We start from the raw sequence: 14,089 nt of genomic DNA on the forward strand, positions 1-14,089 counted from the left end.
CACATCATGTCAGACATTTTATCTTCATTGGCTTACCTAACGGGTAAGCCAGTTGCATCGGCAAAAATTAAAGCGCAGCCAGAGCATTTTCAGGTTCGCGAAGATTTAGGTTTTGCCTTTACGGGCGAAGGCGAGCACTTAATGGTTCGTATCCGTAAAAAGGGCGAGAACACCAGCTTCGTTGCTAACGAGTTAGCAAAAGCCTGTGGTGTTAAGTCGAAAGACGTTAGCTGGGCGGGTCTTAAAGACCGTCATGCGGTGACGGAACAGTGGTTAAGTGTCCATTTACCAAAAGGTGAAACGCCAGATTTTTCAGCGTTTTTGTCTCAATACCCAAGTATCGAAATCCTTGCAACAGATCGTCACAATAAAAAACTGCGTCCTGGTGACCTAGTAGGGAACGAGTTCGTGGTTACTTTGTCTGAAGTGACAGATATAGCGGATGTAGAGCAACGTCTTGAAAAAGTGAAACAAGTTGGCGTGCCAAACTACTTTGGTAGTCAGCGTTTTGGTAACGATGGTAACAACCTTGAAGAAGCACGTCGATGGGGACGCGAAAACGTTCGTACCCGCAATCAAAACAAGCGCAGCATGTATTTATCAGCGGCTCGTTCGTGGATTTTCAACCGCATCGTTTCAGCTCGTCTAGAGAATGGTGTGTTTGATAAGTTCATTGATGGTGACATTGCACAGACGAATTCTGGCACTCAGTTGATTGATGCAAACAACATCACTGATTTGCAAGTACAATTTGCACAAGGTGAAGCGGCAATTACCGCTGCGCTTGCTGGCGATAATGCACTGCCTACTCAAGCCGAGGCTCTGGCATTAGAGCAACCGTTTTTAGACGAAGAGCCTGACCTCATGGCGCTGATTCGTGGTAATCGCATGCGCCACGATCGTCGCGATATTGCGCTGAAGCCAAAAGATTTAGCTTGGACGGTTGAAGGTAACAACATTACGCTGACTTTCTCACTGGATGCGGGATCTTTTGCGACCTCTATTGTTCGTGAGTTAGTTAATGAGGTTGAAGTAGAAAGAGAATACTAATGGAACAGGATTCACGAAACCCGAAGCCCTTAAGGGTCTTAATCAGCAATGATGATGGTGTTCATGCTCAAGGGATTCATGCCCTCGCTGATGAGTTGAGAGATATCGCTGAAGTGACCATTGTCGCACCTGATCGAAATCGTTCAGGTGCTTCGAATTCACTCACATTAGAACAACCATTACGCGTGACTGAAATTGCCCCAAATATCTACTCAGTGCAAGGCACGCCCACGGATTGTGTGCATTTCGCGCTGAATGAGCTAATGAAAGATGATTTGCCTGATCTTGTTCTGTCAGGAATCAACCATGGCGCTAATTTGGGTGATGATGTTCTTTATTCTGGAACAGTAGCAGCCGCCATGGAAGGTCATTTCCTTGGCGTTCAGTCGGTGGCTTTTTCTCTAGTGGGTAAGCGACATTTCGAATCCGCCGCTAAAATTGCACGTCAAATTGTACAACAGCATTTAGCGTCGCCGATTCCAACGAATCGTCTACTGAACGTAAACGTGCCTGACTTACCATCAGAGAATTTAGGTGAAATTGAAGTTACGCGTTTAGGTGCACGTCATCACGCAGAGAATATGATCAAGCAGAAAGATCCGAGAGGCCATGACATTTATTGGTTAGGCCCACCAGGAAAGGAGCAAGATGCAGGAGAGGGCACGGACTTTTATGCAATTGAGCATGGCCGAGTTTCAATGACGCCTCTGCAAGTTGATCTCACCGCTCACGAGTCGCTGCGTGCTATGGATAGTTGGTTAAAGGAAGAGAAGTAATGAGTAACCCACATGCTGACAGGTTGATAGCGTTTCTTATCTCCAGTGGCATCAAAGACCAAAGAGTTCTGGATGCTATCCAACGCTTGCCACGAGAAAGCTTTGTTTCTCAAGCGATGATGCACCAAGCCTATGATAACAATGCGTTACCAATTGGTCAGGGACAAACTATTTCTCAGCCTTATATCGTTGCTCGTATGACCGAGTTGCTTGAGCTAGAGCCGGCGAGTCGTGTTCTGGAAATCGGAACGGGATCGGGTTATCAAACCGCGGTACTGGCGCAAATTGTTGATCATGTATACTCCGTTGAGCGAATTAAATCGTTGCAATGGGAAGCAAAGCGTCGCCTGAAGCAATTGGATATTTACAATGTTTCAACTAAGCATGCTGATGGGTGGCAGGGCTGGGAAGCGAGAGGTCCTTTCGATGCTATCATTGTTACCGCTGCCGCTGAAGTGATTCCCCAAGCTCTTCTCTCACAATTAAGAGATGGCGGCAAAATGGTCATTCCTGTTGGAGATACGGAGCAACAGTTATTAAAAATAGAGCGTAAGGGAGACGAATATCTCTCTACCGTTGTAGAAATGGTTCGGTTCGTACCTCTGGTTGCGGGTGATTTAGCTTAAGGGTTAGGGATAGGTGAATAAGTTACTACGTCATATTGGTATTAGCTTTGTGTTTGCTGCAGGACTAGTTGGTTGTGCAGCGCATTCCCCTGCACCTGTCTCTAGTCTAAAAAAAGACTATTCAAGCCTTGAAAGAGGGAGTTACAGAGGGAGTTATTATGAGGTAAAAAAAGGCGATACGCTTTACTTCATAGCTTATGTCACAGATAAAGATGTAAATGATCTTGTTCGTTACAATGAGTTAACTCAGCCTTACACTATCTACCCAGGACAGAGGCTAAAACTTTGGGCTCCGAAATATGTCGCCCCTAAATATGGTCAAAAAGTTGAACCCGTTGTGGCTCCTGTTGTTACGACACCCCCAGCTCCAGTGACGAAAACATCAACAGCCTCTAAACCTAAACCTTCGAGTAAAAACTCTAGTCAAAAACCTACAGAGACTAAGCCTAAAGTCGTACAAAAACAGCCTCCAAAGAAGGTTGAACAATCGAAAACAAAGGAGTATGTTGGTTCAAAAGATAACCAAAAAGTGAAGCAAAAAGCGCCAACTACCACAGCAAAGAGTGATAAAGTCTCAAAGTGGTTGTGGCCAACAAAAGGGAGAGTAATCAAGAACTTTTCGGCGGGAGAACAGGGAAATAAAGGTATCGACATCGCAGGACAGCGTGGTCAACCTATCGTTTCAACCGCAGCCGGCACAGTCGTTTATTCAGGCAATGCGCTACGAGGTTATGGCAACTTAATTATAGTAAAGCATAACGACAATTATTTAAGCGCATACGCACATAATGACAAACTGCTGGTCACAGAAGGACAAAGCGTAAAAAGCGGACAAAAAATCGCCACCATGGGTAGTTCAGGTGCAAAGTCGGTCAAACTACACTTTGAAATTCGCTATCAAGGTAAATCAGTGAATCCAAAACGCTATTTGCCTTAAAACTTTGAAAAACAACTTGCGACATCATTTAGCGACATATTGAGTTGTCATGTCTTGCTAACTCGCCAGGGGGAGGCGTTATGAGTATCAGCAACACAGTAACCAAAGTTGAAGAGTTTGCATTTGACAATGCGTCAGTGAAGACCATTGATAACGAACTCGAAAGATCATCATCCACAGAAAGCAAAGCGACTGCGCGTGAAGAATTTGACGCGAGCAGTAAAAGCTTAGATGCAACTCAGTTGTATTTGGGCGAAATTGGCTTCTCACCTTTACTTACTGCCGAAGAAGAAGTGCTTTACGCAAGACGCGCCCTACGTGGCGACGAAGCGGCACGCAAACGTATGATCGAAAGTAACCTACGTTTGGTTGTTAAGATTTCTCGTCGATACAGTAACCGTGGTCTAGCACTACTCGATCTGATTGAAGAAGGTAACCTCGGCTTGATCCGAGCGGTCGAAAAATTCGACCCAGAACGTGGTTTCCGTTTCTCTACTTACGCAACATGGTGGATCCGACAAACGATAGAGCGAGCGTTGATGAACCAAACTCGCACGATCCGTCTACCTATCCACGTAGTGAAAGAGCTGAACATTTATCTGCGTACTGCGCGTGAACTTTCTCAAAAGCTCGATCACGAACCGACCGCAGAAGAAATTGCTGCTCAATTAGATATTCCAGTCGAAGACGTAAGCAAAATGTTACGCCTTAATGAGCGTATTAGCTCTGTCGACACGCCAATCGGTGGTGACGGTGAGAAAGCGCTGCTGGATATTATTCCTGATGCAAACAACTCTGATCCAGAAGTTTCGACTCAAGATGACGACATCAAATCATCGTTGATTCATTGGTTAGAAGAGTTGAATCCGAAACAGAAAGAAGTGCTTGCACGTCGCTTCGGCCTACTAGGCTACGAGCCTTCGACGCTGGAAGAAGTTGGTCGAGAGATTGGTCTGACACGTGAGCGAGTACGTCAAATACAAGTGGAAGGTTTACGTCGTCTTCGTGAAGTCCTAATCAAACAAGGTTTGAATATGGAAAACTTGTTTAACGTAGAAGACGATTAAGTAATCCGTATTTCACTAGATACACAAAAGGCTATGGTTCCCCATAGCCTTTTTTCTTTTTTGCTCGTCGGTGTGAGTCTGTTTACAGCATCTTCTTCAAGCGATACAGCTCTTCAAGAGCTTGGCGTGGCGTTAAGTCGTCAGGATCAATACCTGACAGAGCTTGTTCGACCTCGCTAGGCTCTGGAATCAGGCTCAACTGGTTGGCCACATCTACTGCACTTGGACGCGGTGTGTCACTGTTTTGCCCCAGTTGCTCTAGCTGAGATAGCTTGTTACGCGCATTTTTGATGACCGTTTTTGGTACGCCAGCTAAGCCCGCAACAGCCAAGCCGTAAGACTTACTTGCCGCACCTTCTTGAACTGCGTGCATAAAGGCAATGCTGTCTCCATGTTCTACGGCATCCAAGTGAACGTTCGCTAAGCTTGGCAGTTGGTTCGGTAACTCTGTTAATTCGAAGTAGTGAGTTGCAAATAGGGTCATCGCACCAATTTGTGTTGCGAGCCATTCCGCACTTGCCCAAGCTAAAGACAGACCGTCGTAAGTACTAGTACCACGTCCGATTTCATCCATTAGCACCAAACTATTCTTAGTTGCGTTGTGAAGAATATTGGCTGTTTCGGTCATTTCTACCATGAAGGTCGAGCGGCCAGATGCAAGATCATCTGACGCACCAATACGAGTAAATATACGATCTAAAGAACCAATCTGTGCGGATTCTGCCGGTACATAAGAGCCGATATGTGCCATCAATGCAATCAGCGCAGTTTGACGCATGTAGGTTGATTTACCACCCATGTTTGGACCGGTGATGATCAACATCTTACGGGCTGGGTTAAGCTCAATTGGGTTCGCGATGAACGGCTCTGTTGTTACTTGTTCTACGACTGGATGACGACCAGCTTGAATGTGAATTCCTGCGTCTTTCACAAGCGTTGGGCGGCAGTAATCTAACGAATCTGCACGCTCTGCTAGGTTTTGTAATACATCCAGTTGAGACAGAGCAGAAGCTAGGTTTTGCAGCTTCTCAAGGTTTGGCATCAATAGATCAAACAGTTCTTCCCACAACTGTTTCTCAAGTGCTAACGCTTTAGATTTCGAGTTAAGTACTTTGTCTTCGTGTTCCTTAAGCTCTGGAATGATGTAGCGTTCAGCGTTTTTGAGTGTTTGGCGACGTACATAATGCGGTGGAACCAAATGGCTCTGGCCACGGCTTACTTGGATAAAGAAGCCATGAACGTTGTTATAGCCTACTTTAAGCGTATCGATACCGTGTCGTTCACGCTCATCTCGCTCAAGCTGCTCAAGATATTCTGTTGCACCATCTGCTAATTTTCGCCATTCATCGAGCTCCGCATTGTAGCCTTCAGCGATGACGCCACCATCACGAATAACAACCGGCGGATTTTCTTTAATCGCGCGCTCTAACAGGTCACATACTTCGTCAATCGGAGCTGCATACTTCGCCAATTTCGTTAGATACGGATGGGTCAAAGAAGCGGTGACAGATTCTAGCTCTGGTAGCTGTTGCATTGCATTGCGAAGTCTAGCCATATCGCGAGGGCGAGCAGAGCGTAATGCAAGGCGCGCTAAGATACGTTCAATATCACCAATTTGCTTTAACGTTGGTTGAAGATCGGCAAACAGAGCTTGTTCTTTAATCTCACCAATCGCATCAAGACGATTGTTTAACGTTTCAATGCAACGCATAGGCTGATGCAACCAACGCTTCAGCATTCGGCTGCCCATCGGAGTAGCACAATGGTCGAGTACTGCAGCGAGCGTGTTATCGGTTCCGCCTGCTAGATTTTGAGTAATTTCCAGATTACGTCGGGTAGCAGCATCAAGGATGACGGATTGATCCTGATGATCAAACGTTAAAGAGCGAATATGAGGTAAAGCCGTACGTTGAGTATCTTTTACGTACTGGATCAAACAACCAGCAGCACATAACCCTAAGGACGCATGTTCTACACCAAAACCAACCAGATCTTTTGTGCCAAATTGTTGATTGAGTTGTTGCTTAGCCGTATCAAGCTCAAATTCCCAGACTGGGCGACGACGGTTACCATTGCGGCTCGCCATTAAATGTACAGGTTCAAAATCTTCTGGGAACAGTAGCTCACGTGGTGCAGTGCGTTGAAGCTCGGCTGTCATCGCTTCTTCAGTTTCTGGTTCTGTCAGTTGGAAGCGACCAGAGGTGACATCCAGCGTCGCATAACCGAACTTACCGTTGTGATGGTAAATTGCTGCGATTAAGTTATCGACACGCTCAGAAAGCAGCGCTTCATCCGTCACAGTACCTGGTGTCACGATACGCACAACTTTACGTTCTACCGGGCCCTTGCTGGTGGCCGGATCGCCAATCTGTTCACAGATCGCCACAGACTCACCAAGCTGAACAAGTTTTGCCAGGTAGCCCTCTACGGCGTGAAATGGCACACCCGCCATTGGGATAGGTTCACCTGCAGACGCACCACGTTTGGTCAATGAAATATCAAGAAGCTGAGAAGCTCGCTTGGCATCATCGTAAAAGAGTTCGTAGAAATCGCCCATGCGGTAGAACAGCAAAATCTCTGGGTTCTCAGCCTTTAGCTTGAGGTATTGCTGCATCATCGGAGTGTGTTTTTGTTCAGCTTTCACAGGTAAGTTCTTTTGTTTATTTCCGTAGCGGCTTAGGATACGTGAATCCCTATCAAGTAAAAAGAGACAAAGGGCATTTTGGCTATGGAAAAAACAACAAAATTGAGTGCCGATTTAGGCGCATTATTGGCTAAACACGGGCATCTTTTAACGACCGCAGAATCATGCACAGGTGGTGGTGTTGCAACCGCCATTACTGACATTGCTGGTAGTTCAGCGTGGCTTGACCGTGCGTTTGTCACCTACAGTAATGAAGCGAAAATGGAGATGCTTGGTGTGCAAGCTTCAACGTTAGAAGCGCATGGTGCAGTGAGTGAGCCAGTTGTGATTGAAATGGTACAGGGTGCAATTAAAAACTCCAATGCGACCATCGGTGTGTCCATCAGTGGTATTGCAGGGCCGGGTGGTGGCAGTGAAGAGAAACCAGTCGGCATGGTCTGCTTTGCTTTTGCTGATAACCAAAGTTGGCAGCAAGTCGAAACCATGCATTTTACTGGTGACCGTGCAGAAGTTCGCAAAAAAGCGGTCGAGCATGCGCTGACTCAATTGTATCAACATCTACTCTAGAATTTCTTAAATTGTTTTAGCCCAGCATTGATAAGGGCTAGAGCAAATCACGACTTTAGGTCAGCCAAATTTTTTTCATACAGGTATGGACACTGTATGAATCAACAGTATAATAACTTTCATTGCTGAGCAGTTCTTCTGCTTAAGAAAAATGAATTACTATTCGTCGCCCAAAGAAGATGAATAAATCGGAGAAAGTAATGGACGAGAACAAACAGAAAGCGCTCGCCGCTGCGCTAGGTCAAATTGAAAAGCAATTCGGTAAAGGCTCTATCATGCGCCTTGGTGATAACCGCGCAATGGACGTAGAAACCATCTCAACGGGTTCTCTTTCTCTTGATATCGCTTTGGGTGCTGGTGGTCTACCAATGGGTCGTATCGTAGAAATCTACGGCCCAGAATCTTCAGGTAAAACAACATTAACGCTTGAGCTTATTGCTGCTGCGCAACGTGAAGGCAAAACTTGTGCGTTTATCGATGCAGAGCACGCTCTAGATCCTGTATACGCGAAGAAACTTGGCGTAGATATCGATGCATTGCTAGTTTCTCAGCCAGACACAGGTGAGCAAGCGCTAGAGATCTGTGACGCACTTGCACGTTCTGGTGCTATCGATGTTATGGTTGTCGACTCTGTTGCAGCGCTAACACCGAAAGCAGAAATCGAAGGCGAAATGGGCGATAGCCACATGGGTCTGCAAGCACGTATGCTTTCTCAAGCAATGCGTAAGCTAACGGGTAACCTAAAGCAGTCTAACTGTATGTGTATCTTCATCAACCAAATCCGTATGAAGATTGGTGTGATGTTTGGTAACCCAGAAACAACAACAGGTGGTAACGCACTTAAGTTCTACGCTTCTGTTCGTCTAGATATCCGTCGTACTGGCGCAATCAAAGAAGGTGACGAAGTCGTAGGTAACGAAACGCGCATCAAAGTTGTTAAGAATAAGATTGCAGCACCATTTAAAGAAGCAAACACACAAATCATGTACGGCCAAGGCTTTAACCGCGAAGGTGAACTTGTCGATCTAGGTGTGAAGCACAAGTTAGTTGAAAAAGCCGGTGCTTGGTATAGCTACAATGGCGATAAGATTGGTCAAGGTAAAGCGAATGCGTGTAACTACCTGCGTGAGCATCCTGAAGTGGCTAAAACTATCGATACAAAACTGCGTGAAATGTTGCTAGCGCCAGCACTTGCGGAAGCGCCTGAAGCTGGTGAAGCGCCAGAGCAAGCTGAAGAGTTTTAATCTCTCATAGATTAATAAATGACAAAGCCCTGCAATGCGGGGCTTTGTTGTATCTATTGAAATCAAAAATCGAATTATCACAAAGGCCATTGAGAGCCTGTACAGCAAAAATACTTTTAGGATCATCATGTACCAAAAACGCCAGGCGCCGACATTATCGAGCAAAGAGGCTGCTATCCAATTGCTTAGCCGTCGCGATCATGGTCAGTATGAGCTTTACCAAAAATTATCGATGAAGGGCTATGAAGAATCAGACATCGACATCGCAATTAATTTTTGCCTAGACCATAACTATTTAGATGATTTGCGTTACGCGAAGAGTCAAATTAGACAGCATGTATACAAAGGACATGGAGAGCGTCGAATTCGTCAAGAGTTAAACCAGAAGCGTGTTGCGGAGTCGGTGATTGAGCAAGCTATGGCTGAAGAGCCGCAAGATTGGTTTGAACTGGCTAAACAGGCGGCAGAAAAGAAATTCAAAGGTATTAAAGCCAAAGACCAAAAAGAGTACGCAAAACAAGTTCGTTTTCTGCAATATCGTGGCTACAGTTTTGACCAAATCAGCTACGCGCTGAGCTTTGAGGACGAAGATTAACGGTCAGTCGTCCGCACTGATTTTTGTTTTGCTTCAAATTTTTTCTCCTACTCCCTCTTTTCCTCAAGAAAACTAGTCTCAGCTGTTTGCATGATCTACAATACGGCAAAATTCTAACTCGACTATTTTCAGGAAGAGCTGCATGTACATGAGCACTGATGAGGTTCGTAACGCGTTCCTCAAGTTCTTTGAGAGCAAAGGACACCAAATCGTAGAAAGTTCATCGTTAGTTCCACATAACGACCCAACCCTGCTGTTCACAAACGCAGGTATGAACCAATTTAAAGATTGTTTCTTAGGCTTAGAAAAACGAGCCTACACTCGAGCGACTACGGCTCAGCGTTGCGTACGTGCTGGTGGTAAACATAACGACCTAGAAAATGTTGGCTTTACTGCTCGTCACCACACATTCTTTGAAATGTTAGGCAACTTCAGCTTTGGCGATTACTTCAAAGAAGATGCGATCTCCTTTGCTTGGGAATTCCTAACCGAAGTTCTTAAACTGCCAGCGGATCGTTTATTGGTAACTGTTTACGAAACCGATGACGAAGCGTTTGACATCTGGAACAAGAAAGTTGGCGTACCCGCTGATCGTATTGTTCGCATTGGTGATAAAGAAGGCGGCAAGCCGTACGAGTCTGATAACTTCTGGCAAATGGGCGACACTGGTCCTTGTGGTCCATGTACTGAAATCTTCTACGATCACGGTGAACACATCTGGGGTGGTCGTCCTGGCACGCCTGAAGAAGATGGTGACCGTTTCATCGAGATCTGGAACAACGTATTCATGCAGTTCAACCGTCACGCAGACGGCACTATGGAACCGCTACCAAAACCATCGGTAGATACTGGTATGGGTATCGAGCGTATCTCTGCAATCATGCAAGGCGTTCACTCAAACTACGAAATTGATGTATTCCAAACTCTTATCAAAGCAGCGGCTGAAGTCATTGGTTATGAAGATCTATCGAACCAATCGCTACGCGTTATTGCTGACCACATCCGTTCATGTTCATTCTTGATTGTTGATGGTGTGATGCCTTCAAACGAAGGTCGAGGTTACGTATTACGCCGTATCATCCGTCGTGCAGTTCGTCACGGTAACAAGCTGGGCGCACAAGGTGCATTCTTCCACAAGTTGGTTGGCGTTCTAGCTGACATCATGGGTACGGCTGGTGAAGAGCTGAAGCGTCAACAAGCTGTGGTTGAAAAAGTACTGCGTATCGAAGAAGAAAACTTTGGTCGTACACTTGAGCGCGGTATGGCGATTCTAAACGAAGCATTAGATAACCTAGACGGTAAAGTACTGGACGGCGAAACCGTATTTAAACTTTACGACACTTATGGCTTCCCAGCTGACTTAACTAACGACGTTGCACGTGAGCGTGAGTTCGCAATCGACGAAGAAGGTTTTGAGAAAGCGATGGAAGAACAGCGTCAACGTGCGCGTGAAGCGGGTAACTTCGGTACTGACTACAACGCAGCAATCAAAGTTGATACGCAAACAGAATTCTGTGGTTACACAGGTACTAAAGGCTCTAGTTCTGTAGCAGCGATGTTCGTTGAAGGCAACGAAGTAGATTCACTATCTGCGGGCGACAAAGCAATCATCGTACTTGGTGAAACGCCATTCTACGCAGAGTCAGGCGGTCAGTGTGGTGACGCTGGTGAAATCCGTACTGAGTCTGGTGTATTCCGCGTTGAGGACACTCAAAAACTAGGTAACGCAATCGCGCACCACGGTGTAATGGCAGAAGGCGTTCTAGCGAAAGGTGATGAAGTAGCAACTATCGTTGACGCAGAGCGTCGCGCAGCTATCTCTCTAAACCACTCAGCAACGCACTTGCTACACGCAGCACTACGCCAAGTTTTAGGTGAGCACGTAACGCAGAAAGGCTCATTAGTGAAGGCAGACAACCTACGTTTCGACTTCTCACACCTAGAAGCCGTAACTGCAGCAGAACTGAAAGAAGTTGAGCGTCTAGTTAACGCGCAAATTCGTCGCAACCACACGATTGAAACCAACGTGATGGACATTGAGTCAGCTAAGAAGAAAGGCGCAATGGCTCTATTCGGCGAGAAGTACGACGACGAAGTACGCGTACTGTCTATGGGTAACTTCTCGACAGAGCTTTGCGGTGGTATTCACGCATCAAGCACAGGTGATATTGGCCTATTCAAAATCACTTCAGAAAGCGGCATTGCTGCAGGTATTCGACGTATTGAGGCGGTAACAGGCGAGGCTGCATTAGACGCGATTGAAGCTCAAAACGCGAAGTACGAAGAGAAACTGGCAGAATCTGCACAGAAAGCAAAAGCGCTAGAGAAAGAAGTGCAGAAGCTAAAAGATAAGATGGCGGCAGCAGAAAGCGCTAACATCATGGGCAAAGCGGTTGAAGTCAATGGTACAAAAGTTCTAGTCGCAGCTCTTGAAGGCGCTGACAGCAAGAACCTACGTACTATGGTTGATGACATCAAGAACCAAATGGGGTCTGGTGTCGTACTGCTTGCCAACGTAACAGGTGACAAGGTTGGCCTGATTGCTGGTGTGACTAAAGATCTAACTGGTAAAGTAAAAGCTGGTGATCTAGTTAAGATGATTGCTGAGCAAGTCGGTGGTAAGGGCGGTGGTCGTCCTGACATGGCTCAAGCTGGTGGTACTGATGTAGCCGCACTACCAGAGGCAATTAAAACAGTTCAGCCTTGGTTAGAAGAGCGCTTATAAGCTTTTAACTACTAAAATTACGCTCAATCAAGTTTCTTTGATTGAGCGTTATTTTTTTTTTAGCAGCCAAGTGGTTTAATTGACCAAAAGTTAACCGAGTCATTTAGGCTATTTGGTTTTTGTTGTAACTACTGCTTATATAATTTTTCTAAAAGGAAATACTGAAGATGTAAGCAGTTCTAAAGAGACTTCGGTCTTGGGAAGGTGAAGACTGGTGAAAAAGCCCCTTATCGTGCAAAAGTTTGGCGGAACCTCAGTGGGTTCAATTGAAAGAATCCACCAAGTTGCTGAACACATCATTAAGGCGAAAAATGATGGCAATCAAGTTGTTGTTGTCGTGTCTGCAATGTCAGGCGAAACAAACAGACTGATGGACCTCGCTAAACAGATAGATAGCGTGCCTACAGCTCGAGAACTTGATGTTTTGCTCTCTGCTGGTGAGCAAGTGTCAATGGCACTGTTAGCAATGACACTCAATAAATTGGGTCATGCTGCACGCTCGCTTACCGGAGCACAGGCGAATATTGTGACGGATAATCAACACAATGACGCAACGATTAAACACATTGATACTAAGACAATTCTGGGATTGCTTGAGCAAGACCAAATCGTGATTGTTGCAGGCTTTCAAGGTGTGAATGAGAACGGGGATATCACCACATTAGGTCGAGGTGGCTCAGATACGAGCGCAGTGGCACTGGCAGGCGCATTGCGCGCTGATGAGTGTCAAATCTTTACCGACGTTGATGGTATTTATACTTGTGACCCACGTGTAGTGAAAAACGCGCGAAAATTGGCGGTTATCGATTTTCCTTCCATGGAAGCGATGGCAAGCCGAGGCGCGAAAGTATTACATTTACCTTCAGTGCAATTTGCATGGAAGAATAATGTGCCACTGCGCGTGCTTTCGACATTTGATGTTAATGAAGGCAGTCTGGTAAAGGGGGAGTTAGGCAATCAAGCCGTCTCTGGTATAGCCATTCAACGTGACCTTGCCATAATCGAAGTCGATAAAGAACATTTATCTAGTGCTACAAAACAATGTCAGATGTTGGGTATCGACATTTGGAATGTGATCGAGGAAACAGAACGGGCAGGTATCATGATAAAACAAGATGCATGTGCCAAGTTCGATCTGGTGTTCAGCGACAAAATCCGTAATAGTGAAGTGGTAAGCCTGTTGACCGCAGTGGGGCTTGAGGCCAATGGAATGGTAGAGCACGCATGCGATTTGTTGGCAAAGCGAGATATTGAGATCAATTTCAGCGCAACGAATGCACTCACTATGATGCTAGTTTTAGCACCCGAATGTGTGGATACAGCAGCAAACATTCTGCATGATGCTTACATTACGTCTAGTGAAGCATTAAACATTCAACAAAAACATGCCTTTTTAGGCTGATTTTCGCTAACAAGGTAGTTTACGAAAATATAACTTTTGTTGGATAATAGCTTTGTAGCAAGAAAATTTAGAGATTACTCAAGGAGCAAAGAATGCTAATTTTGACTCGCCGCGTAGGCGAAACACTGATGATTGGTGATGAAGTGACTGTAACTGTACTAGGTGTTAAAGGTAACCAAGTGCGTATCGGCGTTAACGCTCCGAAAGAGGTTTCAGTTCACCGTGAAGAAATCTACATGCGCATTCAAGCTGAAAAAGGCAATGGCAACGTTGCTTCAGGTAACTACTAAGTCGCTCCTGTTTACAGAGCTTAGTTTGAATGAAAAAGGCTAACCGAAGGGTTGGCCTTTTTAGTTTTTACTGTGCCGTCCTAAATAAGGTTGACACTTTCCACCCCCAAAATTGGAGAGTGTTATGAAATCAACAACTAAAAGAACTCAGCGCGATTACTCCCTC

The 14,089-nt window shown here is 45.6% G+C and carries 12 protein-coding genes; 11 read left to right on the forward strand and 1 reads right to left on the reverse strand.

All coding sequences use genetic code 11. The features are described from left to right. Positions 1–6: 6 nt before the first annotated feature. The 5 genes from truD to rpoS all read left to right on the forward strand — a co-directional run bounded on the left by truD (position 7) and on the right by rpoS (position 4,456). Complete coding sequence (gene truD, locus IQP38_RS26000) at positions 7–1,050, forward strand: tRNA pseudouridine(13) synthase TruD (RefSeq protein ID WP_017633547.1); 1,044 nt, start codon at positions 7–9, stop codon at positions 1,048–1,050. Next, positions 1,050–1,826: a 5'/3'-nucleotidase SurE gene (gene surE, locus IQP38_RS26005; protein WP_005380894.1), complete on the forward strand. Its 777-nt coding sequence runs from the start codon at positions 1,050–1,052 to the stop codon at positions 1,824–1,826. The genes truD and surE overlap by 1 nt, the downstream gene beginning before the upstream one ends. After that, entirely contained in the window at positions 1,826–2,452 is a 627-nt protein-coding gene (locus tag IQP38_RS26010; RefSeq protein WP_005380892.1) for a protein-L-isoaspartate(D-aspartate) O-methyltransferase, read from the forward strand. Before surE ends, IQP38_RS26010 begins: the two co-directional genes overlap by 1 nt. Positions 2,453–2,465: 13 nt before the next feature. After that, positions 2,466–3,389 (forward strand): peptidoglycan DD-metalloendopeptidase family protein, encoded by a 924-nt coding sequence (locus IQP38_RS26015; RefSeq protein WP_017633546.1) that lies wholly within the window; start codon positions 2,466–2,468, stop codon positions 3,387–3,389. A gap of 80 nt (positions 3,390–3,469) precedes the next feature. Further along, positions 3,470–4,456, forward strand: a complete 987-nt coding sequence (gene rpoS, locus IQP38_RS26020; RefSeq protein WP_005380887.1) for an RNA polymerase sigma factor RpoS — start codon at positions 3,470–3,472, stop codon at positions 4,454–4,456. Between the two features lie 82 nt (positions 4,457–4,538). Here the strand turns inward: rpoS and mutS are convergent, their stop codons facing one another. Further along, a complete protein-coding gene (gene mutS / locus IQP38_RS26025; protein WP_017633545.1) occupies positions 4,539–7,100 on the reverse strand; it encodes a DNA mismatch repair protein MutS in 2,562 nt (853 codons plus the stop codon). A gap of 84 nt (positions 7,101–7,184) precedes the next feature. Here mutS and pncC point away from each other — a divergent pair, with 84 nt between their 5' ends. From pncC to csrA, 6 genes are all read left to right on the forward strand, one after another. Further along, positions 7,185–7,667, forward strand: coding sequence for a nicotinamide-nucleotide amidase (gene pncC / locus IQP38_RS26030; protein WP_017633544.1), 483 nt, complete (start codon positions 7,185–7,187; stop codon positions 7,665–7,667). A gap of 200 nt (positions 7,668–7,867) precedes the next feature. Then, positions 7,868–8,911 carry a recombinase RecA gene (gene recA, locus IQP38_RS26035; RefSeq protein WP_005380874.1) on the forward strand — a complete coding sequence of 348 codons (1,044 nt, stop codon included), beginning with the start codon at positions 7,868–7,870 and terminating at the stop codon, positions 8,909–8,911. Positions 8,912–9,038: 127 nt separating this feature from the next. Further along, positions 9,039–9,506, forward strand: coding sequence for a recombination regulator RecX (recX, locus tag IQP38_RS26040; protein WP_017633543.1), 468 nt, complete (start codon positions 9,039–9,041; stop codon positions 9,504–9,506). A gap of 142 nt (positions 9,507–9,648) precedes the next feature. Beyond that, positions 9,649–12,231, forward strand: coding sequence for an alanine--tRNA ligase (gene alaS, locus IQP38_RS26045; protein WP_017633542.1), 2,583 nt, complete (start codon positions 9,649–9,651; stop codon positions 12,229–12,231). A gap of 214 nt (positions 12,232–12,445) precedes the next feature. After that, positions 12,446–13,633 (forward strand): aspartate kinase, encoded by a 1,188-nt coding sequence (locus IQP38_RS26050; RefSeq protein WP_005383803.1) that lies wholly within the window; start codon positions 12,446–12,448, stop codon positions 13,631–13,633. 92 nt (positions 13,634–13,725) lie between these two features. Next, positions 13,726–13,923: a carbon storage regulator CsrA gene (gene csrA / locus IQP38_RS26055; RefSeq protein WP_004415691.1), complete on the forward strand. Its 198-nt coding sequence runs from the start codon at positions 13,726–13,728 to the stop codon at positions 13,921–13,923. Positions 13,924–14,089 lie beyond the last annotated feature (166 nt).

Origin of the sequence: Vibrio sp. OPT41 (genome assembly GCF_015163595.1) — a bacterium.
Classification (GTDB): Bacteria; Pseudomonadota; Gammaproteobacteria; order Enterobacterales; family Vibrionaceae; genus Vibrio; species Vibrio alginolyticus.

Coding starts and splice junctions, on each gene's coding strand:
- truD (WP_017633547.1), top strand. CDS start 7: ATGTCAGACATTTTATCTTCATTGGCTTACCTAACGGGTAAGCCAGTT.
- surE (WP_005380894.1), top strand. CDS start 1,050: ATGGAACAGGATTCACGAAACCCGAAGCCCTTAAGGGTCTTAATCAGC.
- IQP38_RS26010 (WP_005380892.1), top strand. CDS start 1,826: ATGAGTAACCCACATGCTGACAGGTTGATAGCGTTTCTTATCTCCAGT.
- rpoS (WP_005380887.1), top strand. CDS start 3,470: ATGAGTATCAGCAACACAGTAACCAAAGTTGAAGAGTTTGCATTTGAC.
- pncC (WP_017633544.1), top strand. CDS start 7,185: ATGGAAAAAACAACAAAATTGAGTGCCGATTTAGGCGCATTATTGGCT.
- recA (WP_005380874.1), top strand. CDS start 7,868: ATGGACGAGAACAAACAGAAAGCGCTCGCCGCTGCGCTAGGTCAAATT.
- recX (WP_017633543.1), top strand. CDS start 9,039: ATGTACCAAAAACGCCAGGCGCCGACATTATCGAGCAAAGAGGCTGCT.
- alaS (WP_017633542.1), top strand. CDS start 9,649: ATGTACATGAGCACTGATGAGGTTCGTAACGCGTTCCTCAAGTTCTTT.
- csrA (WP_004415691.1), top strand. CDS start 13,726: ATGCTAATTTTGACTCGCCGCGTAGGCGAAACACTGATGATTGGTGAT.